This window comes from Polyangium fumosum, from assembly GCF_005144585.1.
In the GTDB taxonomy this organism is placed as follows: Bacteria; Myxococcota_A; Polyangia; order Polyangiales; family Polyangiaceae; genus Polyangium; species Polyangium fumosum.
The window spans coordinates 276,567-297,521 of record NZ_SSMQ01000006.1; the positions used below are offsets into that span (position 1 = coordinate 276,567).

General features: G+C 69.5%; 13 protein-coding genes. 9 read left to right on the forward strand and 4 right to left on the reverse strand.

Going from position 1 to position 20,955, the window contains the following annotated elements:
* Nucleotides 1-470 precede the first annotated feature (470 nt).
* The 3 genes from E8A74_RS08615 to E8A74_RS08625 are packed head-to-tail and all read left to right on the forward strand — an operon-like array spanning nt 471 to nt 2,369.
* Nucleotides 471-1,127, forward strand: coding sequence for a MotA/TolQ/ExbB proton channel family protein (locus E8A74_RS08615; RefSeq protein WP_232379444.1), 657 nt, complete (start codon nt 471-473; stop codon nt 1,125-1,127).
* 10 nt (nt 1,128-1,137) lie between these two features.
* Nucleotides 1,138-1,701 carry a biopolymer transporter ExbD gene (locus E8A74_RS08620; RefSeq protein ID WP_136928458.1) on the forward strand — a complete coding sequence of 188 codons (564 nt, stop codon included), beginning with the start codon at nt 1,138-1,140 and terminating at the stop codon, nt 1,699-1,701.
* Nucleotides 1,698-2,369 (forward strand): ExbD/TolR family protein, encoded by a 672-nt coding sequence (locus E8A74_RS08625; RefSeq protein WP_136928459.1) that lies wholly within the window; start codon nt 1,698-1,700, stop codon nt 2,367-2,369. The genes E8A74_RS08620 and E8A74_RS08625 overlap by 4 nt, the downstream gene beginning before the upstream one ends.
* 61 nt (nt 2,370-2,430) lie before the next feature.
* On the opposite strand, the gene E8A74_RS08630 is transcribed toward E8A74_RS08625, so the two are convergent.
* From E8A74_RS08630 to E8A74_RS08645, 4 genes are all read right to left on the reverse strand, one after another.
* The gene (locus E8A74_RS08630) at nt 2,431-5,760 is read right to left on the reverse strand and encodes a DEAD/DEAH box helicase (protein ID WP_232379445.1); all 3,330 of its coding nucleotides are present in this window, start codon (nt 5,758-5,760) and stop codon (nt 2,431-2,433) included.
* 105 nt (nt 5,761-5,865) lie between these two features.
* Nucleotides 5,866-8,157, reverse strand: coding sequence for a sodium/proton-translocating pyrophosphatase (locus E8A74_RS08635; protein ID WP_136928461.1), 2,292 nt, complete (start codon nt 8,155-8,157; stop codon nt 5,866-5,868).
* 471 nt (nt 8,158-8,628) lie between these two features.
* Nucleotides 8,629-10,287, reverse strand: coding sequence for a TolC family protein (locus E8A74_RS08640; RefSeq protein WP_136928462.1), 1,659 nt, complete (start codon nt 10,285-10,287; stop codon nt 8,629-8,631).
* Between the two features lie 122 nt (nt 10,288-10,409).
* Nucleotides 10,410-12,056: a hypothetical protein gene (locus E8A74_RS08645; protein ID WP_136928463.1), complete on the reverse strand. Its 1,647-nt coding sequence runs from the start codon at nt 12,054-12,056 to the stop codon at nt 10,410-10,412.
* A gap of 834 nt (nt 12,057-12,890) precedes the next feature.
* On the opposite strand from E8A74_RS08645, the gene E8A74_RS08650 reads away from it, so the two are divergent.
* The 6 genes from E8A74_RS08650 (at nt 12,891) to E8A74_RS08675 (ending at nt 20,827) form a co-directional block, all read left to right on the forward strand.
* Nucleotides 12,891-13,346 carry a hypothetical protein gene (locus tag E8A74_RS08650; protein ID WP_136928464.1) on the forward strand — a complete coding sequence of 152 codons (456 nt, stop codon included), beginning with the start codon at nt 12,891-12,893 and terminating at the stop codon, nt 13,344-13,346.
* Between the two features lie 227 nt (nt 13,347-13,573).
* Nucleotides 13,574-15,376: a c-type cytochrome gene (locus E8A74_RS08655; protein WP_136928465.1), complete on the forward strand. Its 1,803-nt coding sequence runs from the start codon at nt 13,574-13,576 to the stop codon at nt 15,374-15,376.
* Nucleotides 15,377-15,765: 389 nt separating this feature from the next.
* A complete protein-coding gene (locus E8A74_RS08660) occupies nt 15,766-17,664 on the forward strand; it encodes a hypothetical protein (RefSeq protein ID WP_136928466.1) in 1,899 nt (632 codons plus the stop codon).
* A 119-nt stretch (nt 17,665-17,783) separates the two neighbouring features.
* Entirely contained in the window at nt 17,784-19,445 is a 1,662-nt protein-coding gene (locus tag E8A74_RS08665) for an aldehyde dehydrogenase family protein (RefSeq protein WP_136928467.1), read from the forward strand.
* 2 nt (nt 19,446-19,447) lie between these two features.
* Nucleotides 19,448-20,236 carry a 5'/3'-nucleotidase SurE gene (gene surE, locus E8A74_RS08670; protein ID WP_136928468.1) on the forward strand — a complete coding sequence of 263 codons (789 nt, stop codon included), beginning with the start codon at nt 19,448-19,450 and terminating at the stop codon, nt 20,234-20,236.
* Nucleotides 20,237-20,248: 12 nt separating this feature from the next.
* Entirely contained in the window at nt 20,249-20,827 is a 579-nt protein-coding gene (locus E8A74_RS08675) for an adenine phosphoribosyltransferase (RefSeq protein ID WP_136928469.1), read from the forward strand.
* Nucleotides 20,828-20,955: the final 128 nt, after the last annotated feature.

The following is a 20,955-nucleotide window of genomic DNA, read 5'->3' on the forward strand; positions in this document are numbered from 1 at the left end:
TGGAGCACGAGATCCCGTGTTCTCGCACGAGCTCGCGTGTTCCGGGGCCAGTCTACCCGCCCGCATCCGAACGGGGCAAATGGCCGGTATCCGAAGGATCATCGTCTCCGTCGACCCAGCGCGAATCGGCCATCGTTGAAGCTTCATCGCCCAGGCGACCGGCATCTTCGCGATTCAGACCCTCTCTCGTCAAGCAACATTTGGTCGAGATCGCGCGAGCGACGCGGTAAACACTGCACGTTCCCCACGAACTTGGAAGGATCCAGCCTCATCGGACGAAGCCCAAGCAGCCCACGTCACGACGCGGCAGGGGCTCCGCTCACACGATCCTCTGCCGCTTGCCTGGGAGATCGAGCGGCGGCTATAGTCGCGCCCCAACGCGACTTTTGCGCATAGGGCATAACCACGGATCGTGGCGCTCTGGTGACTTGGGTAGGGAGAAAGGGACTGCGAGGATGCGTCACCTGTTCATGTTGGCGTCCGAAGGAGGAGAGGTCGGGATGTGGGGGGCCATCAAGGAGAACCCCACGTTCCTCGTGATGAACCTCGTCGTCTCGGCGATCGTGGTGACCGTCATCATCGAGCGTGCGTACTTCCAGCTCGACCGCTACCGCGTGAACTCGAAGGAGTTCTTCGCCCAGATCAAGAAGCTCGTGGTCGCAGGCAACATCGACCGCGCCATCAAGCTCTGCGACGCCGGCGACTACCCGATCCTGCAGCTCGTCAAGGCCGGCCTCACCCAGGCCAGCAAAGGCGCCGACGAGATCGACGCGGCCCTCAGCGAGAAGCTCTCCGAGCTCAAGCCCGCCGTCGAAAAGCGCGTCGGGCTGCTCTGGTCCCTCGCGAACATCGCCACGCTGATCGGCCTCATCGGCACCGTGAGTGGTCTCATCAAGACCTTCGCCTCGATCTCGGCCCCCGGCCTCTCCGCCGCCGTCAAGCAGCAGATGCTCTCGAACGGCATCGCGGAGGCCATGTACAACACGGCGTTCGGCCTCGGTATCGCGGTGCTCTGCATGATCGCGCACGTGCTGCTCCACACGCGGTCGAAGAACATCCAGCACGATCTGGAGTCGACCACCGAGCGCGTGTTCAACCTGCTGACGATCGCCAAGCCCAATTTCTAGAGCGTCGCCCATGGCCGAGACCCACGACGCTCCGCTCAGCGCCTCGCAGAAATCGCGCATCCGGCGGCTTTCTCAGCCGAAAGAGCCGGAGCCGGGAGAGGAGGCGGGTGAGCTCAACATCGTGCCCTTCCTCGACATCATCACGAACGTGATGATGTTCGTGCTCGCCAGCGTCTCGGTCACCTTCATCGCCTCGATCGACACGACCCCGCCCGCCATCGGCGGCAAGGGTCGGAGCGACGTGGCGACCAAGGCGCTGAACCTCTCGGCGTTCATCACGACGCAGGGAATCTCGCTCAAGACCTCGAGCGGCAACGTCGCCCCGGGTTGTCAGGGCATCGGCGCCGGCATCACCATCCCGATGCGCGAGGGCAGCATCCACGACTTCGCCGCCGTCACGAGCTGCGCGAAGCGGCTCAAGAACGCAGCCCCCGAGTTCAAGGAGGAGACCCAGGTGACCATCACCGCGAACCCGGGCGTCGAGTACGGGACGATCATCGACACGATGGACGCCCTCCGAAAAGACGGCGAAGAGGAGCTCTTCTCGGACGTGCACTTCGGGGTGGCGCGATGAGCACCGAAGACACCTTCGATCCGGAAGCCGCGCAAGACAGCGGCCCGAACGCGCCGCGCTCGGCCCCGAACCAGCGCCCGCGGGCTCCGCAGCCGCAGAAGGGCAGCCTCGTCAAGTACAAGGCCGCCTTGAGGAAGGCGAAGCGCAAGAACGCGCGCGAGCCCGAGATCGACTTCCTCAACATCACGGCGATGCTCGACCTGATGACCATCATCCTGGTCTTCTTGCTGAAGAGCCTCGCCTCGTCGGCCGGCGCGATCCCGCAGTCCGACGACCTCCGCCTGCCGCAGTCCGTCATGGTCGGCGAGCCGAGCGACGAGGGCGTGCTCGTGGTCGTCTCGAAGACGCAGATCCTGGTCGGCGAAGAGTCCACCCCCGTCGTGACCTTGCCGAGCCGCGAGCAGCTCGCGCAGTCGGGCATCGACGCCAAGCACAAGCGCAGCGGCCCGAACGACCTCTACATCGTGCCGCTGGCGAACTCGCTCCAGCACGCGCGCGAGATCGACAAGGCCGTCCGCGCCGCCAAGGGCCTCGACCCGTCCACGTCCGAGGCGCGCATCGTCGCCGACAAGACCACGCCCTACCGGCTGCTCATCGAGGTGCTCTACACCCTCGGCCAGAGCGAGTTCGGCAAGTACCACCTGATGATCCTGAGCGGGAAGAAGTAAGGCCCGCGGCCGCAAGTCGCGGCGCGCGGGCCCCTTCCCTTCCCTGCCCTTCCTTCGCCCGTCAATCGACGGAGAAGAGCTCCTCCACGTCGGCCTTCGTGAGCTTCTTGGCTCCGCCCTGATCCTCGCTGAGCACCGAGGCCACGAGCTCGCGCTTCTTCGCCTTGAGCTGAAGGATCTTCTCCTCGATCGTCCCTTCCGCGACGAGCCGGTAGGCCGTCACGACGCGGGTTTGCCCGATGCGGTGGGCGCGATCCGTCGCCTGCTGCTCCACGGCCGGGTTCCACCACGGATCGAAGTGGATCACCGTATCCGCCGCCGTCAGGTTCAGGCCCGTCCCGCCGGCCTTCAGGCTGATCAGGAAGACCGGCACCGTCGGATCGTTCTGGAAGCGCTCCACGCGCTCCATGCGATCCTTCGTCGCGCCGTCGAGGTACTCGTACGGCACGCCGTCCTCCTTCATCGCCCGCTCGATGATCTTCAGCATCATCACGAACTGGCTGAAGACGAGCACCTTGTGGCCGCCCTCGACCGCGTTCGCGATGAGCTCGCGCAGCGCCACGAGCTTGCCCGAGTCCTCGTCCGAGAACTCGCGCGGCAGCCCGAGCAGACGCGGATCGCAGGCCGCCTGCCGCAGCCGCGTGAGGCCCGCGAGGATCTGGAGCTGGCTCTTCGCGATGCCGACGCGCTCCACCTCGCCGAGCACCTGCGCCCGCACCTCGCGCGCCACCTGCATGTAGATCGACCGCTGATCACCCGTGAGATCGCAGATCTGATCGGTCTCGATCTTCTCGGGCAGGTCCTTGGCGACCTCCTGCTTCGTACGGCGCAGGATGAACGGGTGGATGATCGAGCGCAGGCGCTGCGCGGTCTTGTAGTCGCCGGCCTCGATCGGCCGCGCCAGCCGCGCCTCGAACTTGTCGAGCGTCCCGAGCAGACCCGGCGAGACGAAGTCGAAGATTGACCAGATCTCGGAGAGGCGGTTCTCGATCGGCGTGCCCGTGAGCGCGAGCCTGCGGCGCGCCTTGAGGCGCTTCGCGGCGGCCGCGGTCGCGGAGAGCGGGTTCTTGATGTGCTGCGCCTCGTCGAGGATCGCGTAGGTGAGGTCGAGCTTCGCGAGGAACTCCTCGTCGCGACGGAGCAGCGCGTAGCTCGTGATGATGACCTCGGCCTCCTGGACCTCCTCGATCTGGTCCTTGCGATCCGCGCCGTGCCAGAGCGCCACCCGGAGCGTCGGCGCGAACCGGACGAGCTCACGCTCCCAGTTCGTCACGACGCTCGTCGGGGCCACGATCAGCGCTTTGACGTGCTTCTCCTCCTGCTTGACGCTGAGGAGCAGCGCGATCGTCTGCACCGTCTTGCCGAGGCCCATGTCGTCCGCGAGCACGCCGCCGGAGCCGATGTCGTGGATGAACTTGAGCCACGAGAGGCCGGCCTCCTGGTAGGGGCGCAAGGTCGCCTTGAGCGCCCGCGGCTTCTTCGTGCTCTCGATCTCCTCGATGCTCGACAGCTTGTGGAAGAGCTCGCGCGCGCCCTGGGCCACGTTCGAACCGCTCACCTGCGAGAGCAGCTCCTGGATGCGGCCCGCGTGCGCGAGCGGCAGCTTTCCGCTGCGACCGGCCGCCGTCATGAGCTCGATCTCGCGGTCGAGCATCGCGCGGATCGTGTCGGGATCGAGCGGCGCGAACGAGCCGTCTTCGAGGCGCACGTACTTCTTGCCCTCGGTGAGACAGCGGCGCAGCTCGTCGCGATCGACGGCGATGCCCTCGCTCTCGAACGAGAGCCGCACGTTGAGCCAGTCCATCCCGCTCGTGACCTTGGCGAAGACGCCGAGCGGCTTGTGCCGGACCTGCGTGTCGACGAGGTCCTCCGGGACGAAAAGATCCCAGTCCTCGGGCAGCTCCGCGAGGCCCTCGCTCCAGAAGCGGATGGCCGCGTCGCCGCTCGCCACGAACTCCTGGCCCGTCTCGTCGGGCTTGAGGCCGAGGCTTAGCAAGCGCGCCGCCGCCTCCTGCTGCAACGCGATGTCGACGCGCACGCAACGCGCGCGCTTCATGCCCTCCTCGGGCGGTTGCACGAGCACGGGCGGCGAGATCCCATCGGCGCGGACCTGCACTTCCTCCTCGCCATACGCGGCGTAGAGCTGCACGTGCGCCTCGACGAGCGAGCCACCCGCGCGCATGCGGAACGTCGGGGGCAAATCCACGACGTCGGCGATCTGCGCGAGATCCGGCAGCTCCGCGCCGACCTCCAGCGCGACCTTCGGCAAGCCCTGCATGATCAGGCGCACGAGGTCACGCATCGGCTCGCCGATCGTCGGCGAGCGCAAGAGCCTGCGCATCGCGGCGGGCGAGACGCGCTTGTCGATGCGCCGCGCGATGCCCTCCTGCGTATCGACGTGCCAGCCGGGCCAGCCCTCGAACCAGCCGCCTTGCAAGAGCGAGAAGCGGCGCCTGTCCGTCGGGCGCTCGAAGCTCGCCTTCACGATGATCGTGTCGCCGCCGACGGTCTCCAGATCGAAGCGCGGCCGCAGCGGCTCCTCGGCGAAGCGGAGCTGCATGAGCGCAGGCTCGAGCAGCACGCGCTGGCCTTCCAGCAAGGGCAAAAGCTCGGCGACATCCTCGCCGCGCACGTCGACCGCGGGGTGCCGCGGGTTGCCGCTCTCGAAGCGAGCAAGGAGGCGCAAGGCGTCGCGATCGGGCGTCGGATACAGCGCCTGCCAGGCGAGCGCCGTCGAGGGCAGGATCGGCACACGCGCATCGGCGTCGAGCACCGTGACCGTGAGCGCGCCTTGGCGGACGTGCAGGCGGAACTCCACGCGCCGCGAGCCGCCGAGCCCCTCGGGAGGCAGCCACGCGCCGATGCCGGTTTGTTTCGCCGTCGCGTCTTGCTGCGGCGCGGTGATCACGGACGAGCCGGGCGGTCCCATCGCGGCCATCGAGGTCCTCTCGCTTGCGCCCATGTGCCCCATCGGGGCCCCCGGGCCGGGGCTGCCGAGCGGCGGCTGCGTACCGCGCGGCCGATCGCGCCTTCGCAGGCGCTTCAGCGCGTCGCCGCCGGCGTGCGCGGTCTGCGGCATCATCGGGGCGGGCACGGGGTCGCGACGGGGCTGCGCGCCGCGGGCTTGATCCCGCAGCGTGATGAGCAGCGCGGCGACGTGCTTGCAGTGCTGGCCCCCCTTCGAGAACGTCGGGCACGAGCAGGAGGACTTGATGCCGTCCGGCGTGAGCTCGACCTTCACCGGGTAAGGCTCGGAGTCGCTCGCGCGGACGACACCGCTCGCGCTCATTTCCTGGACGTCGATGTCCTCGACGACGCGGCGACGGAAGTATTCGAGACCGCGGAGGAACGTGCGAGCGCCGAGCAAACGGCGCAGCCCGCGGTCGCTCAAGGTGGAGAGTGCGTCGGTGATCGGAGGCGGCACGTTGGAATGGGGGGGGTTTGTCCCGCGGCGAGCGGGCGCGTCGATCGGGTGGTTCGCGCCTTGGGGCGCGGGCTAGACGAAGAACGGCAAAAAGACGAGCGTGACCACGGGAAGCATTTTCACGAGCACGTGAATCGCGGGCCCGGCGGCGTCCTTCAGCGGATCGCCGACCGTGTCACCGAAGGCCGCCGCAAGGTACGTCGGGTTGTCGACCCGCGCGCCGGTCTCGTCGACGAGGTATCGCCCGCCGTGCGCCCCGGTCACGATGTACTTCTTCGCGTTGTCCCAGGCGCCCCCCGCATTGCCAAGCAGGAGCGCGCCAAGGACGCCTGCGATCGTCGCGGCCAGGATCAAGGCGGCGACCGCGTCGGCAACGGCTAGAGGATTATCTTCCGTTCCGGCGAAGCGCAAGCCCAGTCCCACCGCGATCGGCACCGAGGCGGCGACCAGGGCCGGCGTGATCGCATGACCAAGCGCCGCGCGGCTGCCGAGCTCCACACAAGCGTCCAGGTCGGGCGCGCCAAGCCCCGCCCGCGTGGCAGGCGCCGACGACTGGCTCGGCCGCGACGCCCGCGGGTGCGGCGGCGTCCACGCCGTGCTCGTCCCGAGCGACGAAGGCGCGTTGATCTGCCGGCGCGCCTCCTCGAGCACACGCCTGGCCGCGCGCGACACGCCGCCCATGCACCGCGCCGCAAACCATACGACCAGGACGATGCCCACCGCCGCGCCGAGGTACACCTCCGGCCGGCCCACCTGCAGCGCAGTTAGGGCCGCTGCGGCCGGCTTGCCCGCAGGCAGCCGCCGCTTGGCCTCGTCCAGCCAAACCGACACGAGCATCGACGTCGCGAGCAACGCCGCAGCGCCCGTATGCGCCCGCGCGAACGCCTTCGCCGTGTTGCCGACCGCGTCGAGGACCACGGTCCGGCCGCGCACGTCAGGGCGCTCGCGCCCGATGGTCATCTCGACGATCCCGCCCGCGCTGTCGATGATCGGAGCAAAACCAGCCATCGCGAGCGCATAAGCACCCGTGCCGAGCAGCCCCATCGTGGCCACCGCGATCCCGAGCGCACCGCCGCCTTCCAGGCCGGTGCGCGCGCCGAGGACATGCGCCGACGCCACAGCCGCGCCAAGGATCACGAGCGGAGCGAGCGCGCTCTCGAGGCCCACCGAAGCCCCACGGAGGATCGCGAGCGGCGGGCCGACACGCGCAGCTTCGGCGATCTCACGAACGGGCCGGTAGCGGTGCTCCGTGTAGTACTGCGCCACGAAGAGGAGGAGGATCCCCGCGGCCATGCCCACGGACGCCGCGCCGAAGAGCGGCAGCCAGTGCTTGCCGAGCAGCCACTTCGCCGCGCCCGCCGTGCCCGCCGCGCCGAGCAGCGCCGTCACGAACAAGCCACGCGCCAGCGCATTCATCGGATCCTCGCGGTCGTCCGTGCGCACGACCATGACCCCGAACATCGCAGCGAGGACGCCAAAGGCGCGCGTGACGACCGGAAACAACATGATCGAGAGGACACTCGGGATGCCCTCGTTCTGGCGGAAGACGGCAGCCCCAAGCAGCATCGCGCCCAGGTTCTCCGCCGCCGTCGAAGCAAACGCCGACGCCGCCTTCCCCGCGCCCTCGCCCGCACAATCCCCGGCCAGGTCCGCGATGGTGGCCGGATTCCGGGCATCATCCTCGGGCAAGCCGAGCTCCCTGCCGACGAGATCAGCGCCCATGTCCGCGCTCTTCGCGAACGCCCCGCCGCCAAGCTCGGCAATGAGCGCAGCAAACGCGCCCCCAAGCGCATACCCCGCGATGACGAGCGGGATCGAAGGAGCCAGCTTCAACGCGTTGCCAGGCTCCGCCGAGAAGCCGCCCTTCTGCGCAAACACCGCAGCAAAGAGGCCCACGAGCCCGATGAGCCCAAGCGAGACCGAAAAGAGCCCCGAGACCGCCCCACCACGAATCGCGATCTGAAGCGCATGATCAAGCGAGCGCCGCGCCCCACTCGCAGCACGGACATTCGCGCGCGTCGCCGTCCAAGCAGCAACCTGCGCCGCCGCAACCGCCGACCCCACACCAAGCGAGAAGGAGAGCGTGAGCCAAGCCCCAAGCTCGAGCGGCGGGAACGCCTGGACCTCTGGCTTCTGCCGAGCCAACCCATACGCGAGGAAGATCCCACCCCCCGGCACAGCCGAGACCGCAAGGATGGTGCCGCGCAACCGGTTCGTGAAGTACACCGCCGCCGCCCGAATCCGGGCCGCAACCCGCGGCATGTCCCCCTCCCCCGTAGGGCAACCCAGCACCCAGCGCGCGAGGTACCCCGCGAACCCGATGCCAAGCAGGCTGATGCCAAGGATGAGCGCGAGCTCAGTCATGAGAGGACTTCGCGACCATTCGCCCGTGAGTTCGTCGACACGAACCCCGTCCGCATGGAAGGCGGGCCGCGGGGACGTCCACTACCGCGATGTCCGCGGCAGAGCAAGCCGAAGGCGTCGCCGCCGGGGCGCTGCCCCGGACCCCGCGGGGGCTATCCGCCCCTCGACCCGGACCAGGCACAGCCTGGACCGAGGGTGGAAGAACTGCGCATCGCGCAGTTCTTCCAACGGGCCGGTGGCAAGACCATGGAGGGGGGTTTCAAGCAGGCAACGCGTACGCGGCCGGTGGAGCCAGCAGCGCCGCCGTGTTGGTGGGCAGGGTGGTCGTTGGTCTTGACCCTGCCTGTTCGATGAACTGCGCGATGCGCAGTTCATCGACCCCGGGTCCAGCCCCTGGCTGGTCCGGGTCCAGGGGCGGACAGCCCCTGGTGGGGCCTGGGGCAACGCCCCAGCTCCGCGCCTCTGCGAGGCTCAGCGCGGCGCCGAGCTTGCCTTCTCTACATCGCGGCCTGTTGCGTGCTCGAGACGTGTCCGCGCCACGAGGATCCCGACGCGTGCGTCGACGCGGCGCAGGCGTGCGCGTGTCACCTCGGCTTCGGCGTCGACGAGGGCGACGCCGGTCGCTCGTCCTGCGCGGAAGAGCTCGTTCTGTACGCGTAGACCTTCTTCGGCTGCGGCGAGACCGCGGTCGGCGGCGTCGATGTTTGCTTCGGCGCGCTTGAGCTCGGCGTGGGCGGAGGCCACTTCGAGCTTGAGACCTTGGAGGAGCTGCTCCTTCTGCGCTGCGATCTGCTCCACGCGGGACTTTGCTTCGGTCACGGTCGGGATCGCGGTCAGCGTATCGTTGATGGTCCAAGAGAGCCGCACGCCTGCGTTCCATGTGAACCGGAACTCGTCGGTCTGCGGGAAGACGCGCTGGTTTGGGTTCTGGTACTGGCCTTCGGCGAAGCCGTCGATGCGCGGGAAGTAGCCGGCGCGGGCGAGCGACACCTGCTTCTTCAGCGAGTGCTCTGTCTCGTCGAGCGCGCGGATCTCCAGCCGCCGCGCGAGCGCCTCGTCTTGCAGCGCTGCGAGCTGCACCGTGCTCGGCTCCACCGACGCGTGCAGCACGTCGACGCCGATCGTGAGCGGCTTGCCTGACGGGAGCGCGAGCGCGACGCGGATCTGCTCCTCTGCCAGCGAGGCGAGCGCGTTCCCGTCGGCCTCGACTTGCTGCGCGGCTGCGACCTGCGCTTCGAGACGCAGCACGTCGGCCTTCGAGATCAGGCCTGCCGAGAACGTGAGCTGCGCGTCCTTCAGGTGCGCCTCGGCTTGCGCGACGGCTTCGGTCGCGACCACCGCGCTGCCCTTCGCGCGCACCCAGTTGTAGAACGCCACCTTTGCGTCGGCGGCGACCGTCAGCCCCTCGGCTTCGACCTCGAGCTTCTTCGCGCTCTCGGCGTGCGACGCGGACGCGTAGCCTTGCGAGATGCGCAGCACGTAGTCCGAGATCGGCACCGAGATCGAGGCCGTCAGCGAGTACGAGTTCAGCAGCACCGGGAACGAGAAGGCCGGCGCTTGCACCGCGGTGATCGCTGTGCCCGCGATGTCCGTCACGCAGTTGCCCGACAAGGGCGGCGGGCATGGCCTCGCCACGAGCGGCCCTTCTTGCACGGGGATCTGCTGCGGGTTCGCCGGATCGAGGTTCGTGCCCACGTAGGCCGTCGAGGGCGCGCCGAGCACGTTCTCCACGCGTGACAGCCGCGTGTAGCCTGCGGCGACCGTCACGCGGGGCAGGTAGTTCAGCAGCGCCTGATCGACGCGCGCGGCGGCGGCACGTAGCTCGGCCTGCTTGACGCGCAGCGACGGACGGATGCGGAGCGCGAGGCGCGCGGCTTCGTCCGGGGTCAGGCCTCCGGACTGGGGCGCGAGGGCTTCGGCGATGCGATCGGTCGCGGGGGGAGGCGGCGCGGGTGCGGCGGCGGGTGTGGCCGCGGGCGGCGCGGGCTCCGCGCGAACTGCGCCGGGCGCGGGTTGCGCGAGGGCCGCGGCGGGGGCGCCGAGCAGCAGGGCGAGCGTGCACGCCGTGAGGGCGCGGTGGGCTCTGCGGGGCGAGGAGGAGGAGGTGAAGCGGGAGACAGAGGACGTCATGTTGACCCGCGGGTCACTTATGGGCGCTCGCCTCTCCCGTCAAGCGCCCTTGCACGACTTCACATTCCGCAGCATCGCGACGGGGTCACGTCGATTCGTGACCCCCGGGTCGTGACGCCTCCTCAGCGCATGTAGGCCGGCGTGGCCACGGCGCTGCGGCACTGCCAGTTGAAGCTCCGCATGTGCGGGGCCCGGCCCTTCTGCTGGAGCTTCGCCACGAGCCCGCCGACGGCGGTCGCCAGCTTGGCGTCGTGCGAGTAGTGGTAGGCCATGGCCATGACATAGGCGGCTTCGCCCCAGTGCTCGTTGTCGGGGTCTTCCTCGCCCCGGCCCGAGCCGCCTTCGCCCATGAAGTAGTAGGGCTTGCCCGACCTGTCCATCCCCTCGCGCGCGATGGCGCGCCCGAGCTTCACGATCGACGTATGCACCTGGTTCGCCCGCGCGCCGCCCCGCTCGCTGGCGTAGAGGTCGAGCCCGTCGGCGAGGATGGCGCTCATCCAGGGACTGCAACCGAAGTACCCGTAATCCTCGCCGTGCGCGCCGGCGTGGTGCGCGAAGCAACGGGCATTCGAATCTCCATACCCTTGCGGATACGTCGCCTGCACGTTGAGGTAGGCGTCGACCGCGTCGTCGGCGAGCTGCTGGAAATGGTCGCTCCGATCGTCGGAGACCATCATCGCGTAGGTCATGTCGAGCAGGAAGAAGCCCGCGTGGCGCTCCGTCCAGAGCCCCGTGTCCTTCCCCTTGTACCGCGGGTTCCAGATCGAGGCCATTCGCTCGGCCACGTTCTCGGCGGCCTCGCGGAAGCGGTCGTCGCCCGTCAAGAGGTAATGGATCGCGAGGTTCTGGGTGTAATGGTATTTCGGATCCTTCGCCTTCTTGGGGATGCCGATGGTCAGGTCCTTCCCGCTGCCGGAGATCCCGGCGCGGTAGAGCGCGGTCTCGCGGTAGGCCGTGCGCAGCGTCTCCACGTCGCCCCTCCGCGCATACCCCCGATAAAACGTCGTGCCGCGATCGTAGAGCCAGACGGCCGGGTCGCTCTTCTTCGGGAGGAACGCGTCCACGTCGTGTTTCTCGTAATCGCAGACCTTCGCCCAGCCGTCGTAGGGAGAGCTCTTGGTCTCCGATTCCGGGGCGATGAGGCCCATCACGCCGCTCCTCGTGAGCCGCTCGGGCGAGAGGAGCGCATACACGCGCGGCCCCTGGGTCCCGTCCGCGTCCACCAGCGTCCGCTGCACGGGCACCATCGAGAGCGCGCCGGCCTTCGACGCCTCGCCCACGATCACCTGGAGCTCCGTCTCCCGGGCGACGCGCACGTCGACCTGGATCTGCACGCTCCGCAGGCTCCCATTCGCGTGGTGGGCGAGGCCGCGGTGCGCGACGGCGAGGTCGCGGCCCTCGTGGACCACGCGAATCATGGATTCGTCGGAGAGCTCGCCGGGGGCCAGGGGAATCGCGAAATTGACGCGCTGAACGCCGGAGCCGCCCTGCCCGGCGACGAGGCGCACCGTCTCGGCGCGCCGCGCCGACAGCGCGCTCGCGCCTTCCTCGACGTTCTCCTCGTCCTCGGCCTCCGCGACGGTGTCTTCCGTGGCCTCTTCGTCGCTCCCCTCGTCGCCGGCCGTATCGCTCGTCGCGTCCGTATCGCTCTCGACCGCCTCGAGCCCGTCTTCCAGCCCGTCGTCCGCGGAGGCGACACACGAGGCCGTGGAGGCGGCGAGGAGCAGGGCGAGGAGCGAAATACAAGAATTGGAATGATAACGGTGCATGGGTGCGCCTTTCAAAGGAGGTGTGCGAATGGCCGAACCGGGCCGACGCGGTCGCCGCGAGGACGAAGGCCAAACGAAGGATACCCGTGCGCGCTTTCGGGGCCGAAGAAGCCCAGCGCGTCAATCGGTGTCGGTCACGAGCAATTCAATGACAGTCAGCCGGGACGTCGTCGAGATTTTAAATGGGAACGGCTGGACGACGCGGGGCCGCGCATTACCAACCTCCACATTTATTTTCGGAAGCGGCCCCACCGGAGCGGCGTAGTTTGCCGGCACTCGCGGCATTCGTGCGAAAGCGTTGCGCTCGGCGCGCGCGCCCCCCGTGCGAAACATGCGCGGAATCCCCACCGGAGACCCCTCGAAGCCCCCTCCGGTCGCCCGGCATCACCCTTGGCGCGTAGCCGTTGCCCCCTCCGGCCGCCCGGCGCCTCCGTGGCGCTTCGCCAAAGCCGCCCCGGATCCCGTCGACCTCTCGAGGGCGCTTCGCCAACGACCCCCCGGCGTCCCCGAACTTCGCCTTGGCGCTTCGCCAACGACCCCGCGGGGTGCTCGGACCTCGCCTTGGCGCTTCGCCCAAGCACACCCCGGACACGCCGACCTCTCCATGGCGCCTCGCCAAAGCCCCCCCGGGCCGCGCAGCCCTCGCTCGGCGTGCCGCCAAGGCTCCTCCGGGGCCCACGACCTCCTTTGGGCGCTTCGCCAAAGGCCTCCCGGGCCGCGCAGCCCCCTCGCCGGCGCATTCGCGCGCCGTTTCCGTCGCAGACGCACCGTGCAATTCTCTTTGCGCTTTCGCTCTGAACACGACATCGAATAGCCGAAGCCTCGGAGGTATCCATGCCCGTCCAATCCCACCGACGCCCTGAGCTACGCGCATCCGTCGTAAAGTTGCTCGAAACCCTCGTCCCCGCCGTACGGGACGGAGGCGAGGTCCCGCTCCTCTCCATCGTGCAGAGCGTCGCGGGAGATCGATTGAAGCCCGAGGTCCAAAAGCACCTCGAAGCCCGCGGCAACGCCGTCTTCCGGCGTGAAGGCGAGACGATGACCTTCTCCAACGAAGGCCCCGCCGTGCGCATCCCCCTCAAGCGATTCGACCTCCGCATCGCCCCCCGCGTCACCGGCGAGGCCCGCCTCGTCGAAGGCGGCGCCACCCTACGCTTCCGCGGCGCCGAGACCCTGAGCGCGAGCAAATTCCTCTTCTCCGTGCGCCTCGAAGGCATCGAAGCCACCGACCAGCGAATCCTCGTCGACATGGAAGGCGACTCCTTCGACCAGGTCTTCGAACTCGTCTAGTAAGACCTCCCCCCTCTGACATCTGCGTCATAGCGGCGCCGGCTGGCACACCGGTTCCCGCCCAGCGCGAACCCCCTTTCACGGGCACCCGCGCCCCCCACGAAGAGCGACCCCGCACCCCGATTCGGATTCCGTTTCCTGTCCGCGCAGTTGGAGCGAACCCAGGAGGCGGCGAGATTTCGACAGAGGCTGGCTTCTTATTTGCCAGGCGAAGCCGCGGAGGCCTCATGCGAACCCATCTTCGACGCCCGCTCGCCCTGCTCCTCGTCTCCCTCGCCGGCGCCAGCATCGCCGCCGGATGCTCCGGCATCGACGATACCTTCGTCCCCAACCAGGACATCGCCGTCGCCGCCGTCTCGCCACCTGCCATCTCCGGTGGCACCCTCGCCATCTCCGGTGACGGTCACACCGCCATCGCCGCCGACCCAGACCGCGACATGATCTGGATCGTCGACCTCGAAGCCGGCGCCCTGAAAGCCAAGGTCGCCCTCGAAGAAGGCGACGAGCCCGGGCGCGTGGCCATCGACAAGAGCGGCCGCGCCCACGTGGCCCTGCGCTCCGGCGGCGCCGTCGCCTCGATCGACGTGGCCAGCGGCAAGCTGCTCGAGCGTCGTCAAGTCTGCGCGACGCCCCGCGGCATCGCCTACGAGGCCGCATTCGACCGCCTCCACGTGGCATGCAACACGGGCGAGCTCGTGACGCTGCCAGCCGCAGGCGGCCCGGCAACGCGCGTGGTGAAGCTCGGCCGCGACCTGCGCGACGTGGTGGTGGACGGGAACAGGCTGCTCGTAAGCCGCTTCCGCACCGCCGAGGTGCTCGTCGTGGGCCTCGAAGGAAAGATCATTCAGGAACAGAAGCCGGCCCCGGTGAAGACCTTCGACCCGTTCACCGGCGGAGAAGCGAGCTTCGAGCCCGCCGTGGCCTGGCGCATGGTGTCCCGCCCGAACGGCGGCGCCCTGATGGTGCACCAGCGCGCGTCCTCCTCGCCGGTGGTGATCGAGCAACCCGGCGGCTACGGCAGCGGCGGCGGCTGCGACGGGAGCATCGTGCAAACGACGGTGACCGAGGTGGAGCCCGGCGACGAGGAGGTGCCGATCGTGATCCCGCCCGTCGGCGCCGCATCCCTCTCCGGCACGGCCCTGCCCGTCGACATCGCCATCGCCCCGAACCAGGACGAGGTGACGATCGTCGCCGCCGGCAACAACGCAATCCTGCGGACGTCGCGTGCCTCCATCACGATCGGCGAGCCCACGGGCTGCGATCCGTCGTTCAGCGAGCCAGTGCCCGGTCAGCCGATCGCAGCGCAATACTGGGGCGACCACCAGCTCGCCGTGCAACTGCGCGAGCCCGCGGCCATCTACCTGCCGAACACGCAGCAGACGATCGAGCTGCCCGGCGAGTCCCGCAAGGACACGGGCCACGACGTGTTCCACAAGAGCGCAAACGGCTTCAGCTCGCTCGCCTGCGCCTCCTGCCACCCGGAGGCGATGGATGACGCCCGGACCTGGAACTTCAACCCGATCGGGCCACGTCGCACGCAGTCGATCCGCGGCGGCATCCTGGCGACGGCCCCCCTGCACTGGGACGGCGACATGGAAGACCTCGGCCACATCATGAGCGAGGTGTTCGTGAACCGAATGGGCGGGACGCAGCTCGGCCCGCGTCAGTCGCGTCTCGTCGGTCGCTGGATCGACGCGCAACCCGTGCTGCCGAAAGCCGAGGTCGCCGACACGACCGCGGTGGAGCGCGGCAAGGAGCTCTACTTCGACGCCAAGGTGGGCTGCGCGAGCTGCCACAGCGGCGCGAAGCTGACGAACAACGACTGGGCCGACGTAGGCACGGGCAAGGCCTTCCAGGTGCCCACCCTGATGGGCCTCGCCGACCGCGCCCCCTTCATGCACGACGGCTGCGCCCCCACGCTGCGCGACCGCTTCAGCCCCGCCTGCGGCGGCGGCGACAAGCACGGCGTGACGTCGCATCTGTCCTCCGCCCAGGTCGACGACCTCGTGGCGTACCTCGAGACGCTGTAAAGGGAGAGTGGTTGGGGCGTTGCCCCAAACCCCAGCAGGGGGCTGTCCGCCCCCTGCACCCCGGACCAGGCACGGCCTGGACCGGGGGTGGAAGAACTGCGCATCGCGCAGTTCTTCCAACGGGCCCGTGGCAAGACCACGAGCGACCTCGCCCACCAAAACAGCCTCGCCGCTCCATCCAAGACAGCAGCGCTGCCCTACCTGCTAGGCACCTTTTCCCTGTCGACAGCGCGCTTGCGCGCTGTCGTCCTCGGTCCAGGCCGTGCCTGGTCCGGGTCCAGGGGTGGACAACCCCTGGTCGGGGTCCGGGGTGAAACCCCGGCGCAAGTTTTTTGCGCATCCCGTCGGATCCTCGTCAGGGGGCGCGTGATTGGGTATCCTCCCGAGGCGTGAACGTCGAACAACGAATCGCGGCGCTGGAAGCGCTCCTTGACAAGGTTCAGAAGAACGCCGCGTTGCCTCGGCCTGAGCGGGCTGGGCTCGGCTTGCTCGCGGTGAAGCCGGGGGACGACGTGGTTGGCGCCCCGATCCCTGTGATCGCGGAGGCGGCGACGCCCATCGCCACCAAGAAGCCCGACATCGGCGAGGACCTTTGGGACGAGGCGCCTGCGAATGCGCCGCCGCCGAGGGCCGTGGCCATCGCGGCTCCGTTGCCTGGCCTCAAGGAGGGCACGCCGAAGACGCCGCCGGCCGTGCCGGCCAAACCTGCGCCTGCGGCTGCCAAGCCGGCGGCCGTGCCGGGACCGAAGCCCATCACGCCGGTCACGACGGCTGCGAAGCCGGCGGCCGTTGCGCCGACCGCTGCCAAACCTGCGGCGGTCCCGGGCCCGAAGCCCATCACGCCCGTCGCCACCGGCGCGAAGCCGGCTGCCACGCCGCACGCCACGCCCGCGGCGACCAAGCCCGCGGCTGCGATGCCCAAGCTCGCGACGCCTGCGACGACGCCCATCGCGACGAAGCCGGCGATCAAGCCGGTCGATGAGCTCAAGAGGACGATCCCTGGCGTCGGCGATGGGGAAGAGGTCGGGGATTCTCGTCCGCCGCCGCTTCAGGATGCGGATGCGATCACGGCGCCGCTCGCGCTTGCGCCCGAGCAGATCGAGGCCCTCATCGGGGGCGAGAAGAAGCCGGAGATCACGAGCACGGGCTTGCCCTCGGCGATCGTCGAGGACGGCGACGGCGAGGATGCCGAGCCGACGAAGCTCTTCGAGCCTGCTTCGACGTCGAAGCCGAGCGCGGCGCTCTTGGGTGCCCTCGTCAAGCCCGAGCCCGAGACGAAGCCCGTGTCTGAGCGGAAGCCGGTCGTCGAGGCGAAGCCCGAGCCCGAGACGAAGCCCGAACCCGAGGCGGTCGTCGAGCTCGAGACGAAGCCCGCGTCCGAGAAGAAGCCGGTCCTCGAGGTCAAGCCCGAGCCCGAGGCGGTCGTCGAGATCGAGACGAAGCCCGCGTCCGAGAAGAAGCCCGCGAAGAAGCCCGAGCCCGAGGAGGCATCCATCGAGCTCGGCGCGGCGGAGCTCGAGCCCAAGCCCGAGTCGGAGAAGAAGCCGGCTGTGAAGCCGCCGCTCCCGCCGAAGAAGCCTGAGGCCGAGAAGAAGCCTGTCGTCGAGACGAAGCCGCCGGTCGAGAAGAAGCCGCCGGTCGAGAAGAAGCCCGTCGTCGTGGCGAAGGAGCCCGAGGAGACGAAGCCCGAGCAGGAGCCGAAGAAGGGTTTGCCCGGGTGGCTGCTCGTCGCTGCGGCGCTCTTGCTCATCGGCGCGGGTGTGTTCGTCGCGATGCAGAAGGGCTGGATCCCCGGCGTCGCGCAGCCCGGAACCACGGGCGGCGCCGTGACGCCTCCGCCCACGCCCACGCCTGCGCCCACGGAGCCGGAGAAGGCGGCGCCCACGCCCACGGACACGGCGGGGACCGCGCCGGCGCCCACGGACAGCGCCGTGGCGGCTCCGCCTGGCAGCGCGTCGGCTGCGCCGGCGGGCAGCGCTTCGGCGGAGCCTGCAGCGAGCGCGAGCGCTGCGCCGACGGCGGAGGCGCCCCCGGCGAAGGATCCGGCGACGCTCCCGCCGACGCGTGGCGTCTTGACCGTGACCTCGAACAAGGCGGCGCTCATCTTCTTGACCGGCAAGCTGGTCGGGAACACGGGCGAGGCGCTCGAGGTCGACTGCGGTCCGAAGTTCGTCCGCCTCGCCGAGCCCGGCGAGACGAACCCGACGAAGGCCAAGTGGCTCACGCCGGGTCAGTCGGCCGTGATCAACTGCCAGAAGGCGAACACCGTCACCATCAACGTGCCCTGAAGGCGCGCCGCGCGAGCGGCGCACGTGCGAGGAAGCCTCGAGGTCCCAGGCCTCGGGGCTTCTTCGTTTCGAACGCGGGTGGCGCGGACCCGCAGGCGGAATGGTAGGCTCCGCGCCGCATGGACGTGCAGCAAGATGGGCAAGCGGCCGAGGCGCAGGACGCCCCGGAGACGAACGAGACCAACGAGACGGCCGAGGCGAGCGCGCCCGAGGCGCCCGAGGCGCCGCAAGCGCTGCCGCAGGCGACGACGGGGGCGAGCGGCCCCTTCCCGACGCAAAGCCCGCTCGATGGATCCGCCCTGCCGGCCGTGACGGCGACGTCGGCGAGCGAGATCCCGGCGCTCGCCCGCAAGGCGCGTGAGGCGCAGCGGGCGTGGGCCGCGAAGACGCCGCGGGAGCGGGCGAGCGTGATCGCGCCCGTGAAACAACGCATCCTCGCGCGCGCCGAGGAGATCGCGGACCTCGTGCACCGCGAGTGCGGCAAGCCCATCGAGGAGGCGGCGCTCGCCGAGGTGCTGCCGAACGCGGACCTCGTCGAGTACTGGACCGACGCGATCGAGGAGCTGCTCGAAGGCACGACGGTCGAGTTCGATCCGCTCTCGTATCCCGGCAAGATCGGCCGGATCCACAAGGCGCCGCGCGGGCTCGTCGGGCTCGTGACGCCGTGGAACTACCCCGTGGCGATCCCGCTTCGAACGATCGTGCCGGCGCTGCTCGCGGGCAACGCGGTCCTCTTCAAGCCGAGCGAGATCACGCCGCGGGCGGGCGCGCTCGTGGCGTCGCTCTTCGAAGGGCTCTTGCCCGAGGGGCTGCTCGCGCTCGTGCAAGGCGGCGGGGACGTGGGCGCGGCGGTCGTCGATGAAGCCGACGTCGTGGTGTTCACGGGCAGCGTCGCGACGGGGAGGCGCGTGGCCGTGCGCTGCGCGGAGCGGCTGATCCCGTGCTCGCTGGAGCTCGGCGGCAAGGACGCGGCCATCGTGCTCGCCGACGCGCTGGTCGAGCGGACGGCGAACGGCATCGTCTGGGGCGCGTTCACGAACGCGGGGCAGAACTGCGCGTCGATCGAGCGCGTGTACGTGGATCGGAAGATCGCGGACAAGATCGTGCCGCGCATCGTGGAGCTGACGAAGAAGCTCGAACCGGGCCGCGATACGGCCGTGCTCACGACGTCGCGGCAGTGCGACATCGTGCGGCGTCACCTCGCGGAGGCCGAAGCCGCCGGGGCCGAGGTGCTCGCGGGCGGCGCGCCCGAGGCAGGATCGCTCGCGTTCGCGCCGACCGTCGTGAAGCTCGATCACGAGGACACGCCGCTGCTGCGCGAGGAGACGTTCGGGCCGATCCTGCCGATCGTGCTCGTGGACGGCGTGGAGGACGCGATCACGCGGGTGAACGCGTCGACGTTCGGGCTCACGACGAGCTTGTGGACGCGGCGCGTGGGCGCGGCGCACGTGATGGCGCGGCGCCTCAAGACGGGCGTGGTGACGATCAACAACCACGGCTTCACGGCCGCCGTGGCCGCGGCGCCCTGGACGGGCACGGGCGAGAGCGGGTACGGCATCACGAACAGCCCGCACGCCCTCAGCGAACTGACGCGCCCGCAGTTCGTCCTCGAAGACCGCAACAAGGCCGCGCGTGAACTCTGGTGGTACCCCTACACGCCCGTGCTGCGCAAGATCGCCTTCGCGATGGCGCGCGTGCGGGGTGGGGCGGGCTTGTTCGGTCGCATCGCCGCGGTCTTCGAACTCGTCGCTGCGCTGCCGAAGCGCCTGCTCGGAGGATAGCCGTGGAGGATTCTCGCCCGCTCATTCTGCTCTCGAACGACGATGGCTACGCCGCAGAGAACCTGCGCGCGCTGCATCAAGCGCTCACCCCCTACGGCCGCGTGATCGTGTGCGCGCCCGAGGTGAACCAGAGCGCCACGAGCCACTCGCTCAGCCTGCACCGGCCCCTGCGGCTCCGAAGCGTCTCGGAGGACGTGTTCGCCATCGACGGGACGCCGGCCGACTGCGTCTACGTGGCGATGCACTCGAACAGCCGGGTGCTGCCGCGCAAGCCTGATCTCGTCGTGTCAGGGATGAACCACGGGCTGAACCTGGGCGTGGACGTGTTCTACTCGGGCACCGTCGCAGCCGCGCGCGAAGCCGCGATGCGCGGGGTGCCCGCCGTCGCCGTGTCCGCCGACGCGAAGGCCGATCGCGCCGCCGCCGCCGCGCTCGGCGCGCGGATCGCGATGGAGACGCTCGCCGCCTTCCGGCGCACGCCACCCGCGCGCGCGCCGCTCTTCAACGTGAACGTGCCGCCGGGGAACGCGTGGCCCGTTCGTGCCACGAAGCTCGGCGCGCGGCTCTACACGGAGAGCGTGATCTTCCGAGAAGATCCGCGCGGGCAGGAGTACCTGTGGATCGGCGGCGGCGGCGTGCGCCACGATCACGTGCACGGCTCGGACACCGAGGCCTTCGACGAAGGCGCCGTCGGCGTCACGCCTCTCACGCAAGATCTCACGTCACTCGATCACCGCGACCTCTGCATGGCCACATGCGCGGCCGTTTCCCTCCGCAATCGCGAAGGCTAGTCTTCTGCCGCGATGACGACCCCCTTCGATCCCGACAAGCTGCCCGGGGACCACGCGCTCGTGTACCTGCAATCCAAGCTGCGGGACGTGCCCGACTTCCCGAAGCCCGGCATCCTGTTCAAGGACATCACGCCGCTGCTCGCCGATCCGCGAGCCCTGCACATCACGATCGATCTGCTCGCGGAGCGGTTCATCGGCGAGCGCATCGACGTGGTGGTCGGCATCGAGTCGCGCGGGTTCATCTTCGGCGGCGCCGTCGCGACGCGGCTCAACGCCGGCTTCGTCCCCGTGCGCAAGCTAGGCAAGCTGCCCTGGAAGACGGATCGGCTGACCTACGCCCTCGAATACGGCGAAGCCGAGCTCGAGATGCACGTGGACTCGATCCCGAAAGGCGCACGCGTCCTCGTGATCGACGACGTCCTCGCCACCGGCGGCACGGCAAGCGCAGCCGCCGAGCTCACACGCAGGCAAGGCGGCGTCGTGGCAGCCTTTGCGTTCGTCGTGGAGCTCGATTTCCTCGCAGGGCGATCGAGGCTCGACAGCGAGAACGCGCGGCCCGCCGTGTACTCGCTCGTGCACATCGGCGGCTGAGCCTAGAGCGCCGACCCGTTCGGCGCTCTGCGAGATCGCGAAGCGAGCTCGCCTCGGGGGGTGAATCGACCGGGCTTTGCCCGGGCGAGAGGGGGACGCGAGGCGTCCCCCTCGGGACAAAAGAGCTA

Coding starts and splice junctions, on each gene's coding strand:
- E8A74_RS08615 (WP_232379444.1), top strand. CDS start 471: ATGTTGGCGTCCGAAGGAGGAGAGGTCGGGATGTGGGGGGCCATCAAG.
- E8A74_RS08620 (WP_136928458.1), top strand. CDS start 1,138: ATGGCCGAGACCCACGACGCTCCGCTCAGCGCCTCGCAGAAATCGCGC.
- E8A74_RS08625 (WP_136928459.1), top strand. CDS start 1,698: ATGAGCACCGAAGACACCTTCGATCCGGAAGCCGCGCAAGACAGCGGC.
- E8A74_RS08635 (WP_136928461.1), bottom strand. CDS start 8,157: ATGACTGAGCTCGCGCTCATCCTTGGCATCAGCCTGCTTGGCATCGGG.
- E8A74_RS08640 (WP_136928462.1), bottom strand. CDS start 10,287: ATGACGTCCTCTGTCTCCCGCTTCACCTCCTCCTCCTCGCCCCGCAGA.
- E8A74_RS08645 (WP_136928463.1), bottom strand. CDS start 12,056: ATGCACCGTTATCATTCCAATTCTTGTATTTCGCTCCTCGCCCTGCTC.
- E8A74_RS08650 (WP_136928464.1), top strand. CDS start 12,891: ATGCCCGTCCAATCCCACCGACGCCCTGAGCTACGCGCATCCGTCGTA.
- E8A74_RS08655 (WP_136928465.1), top strand. CDS start 13,574: ATGCGAACCCATCTTCGACGCCCGCTCGCCCTGCTCCTCGTCTCCCTC.
- E8A74_RS08665 (WP_136928467.1), top strand. CDS start 17,784: ATGGACGTGCAGCAAGATGGGCAAGCGGCCGAGGCGCAGGACGCCCCG.
- E8A74_RS08675 (WP_136928469.1), top strand. CDS start 20,249: ATGACGACCCCCTTCGATCCCGACAAGCTGCCCGGGGACCACGCGCTC.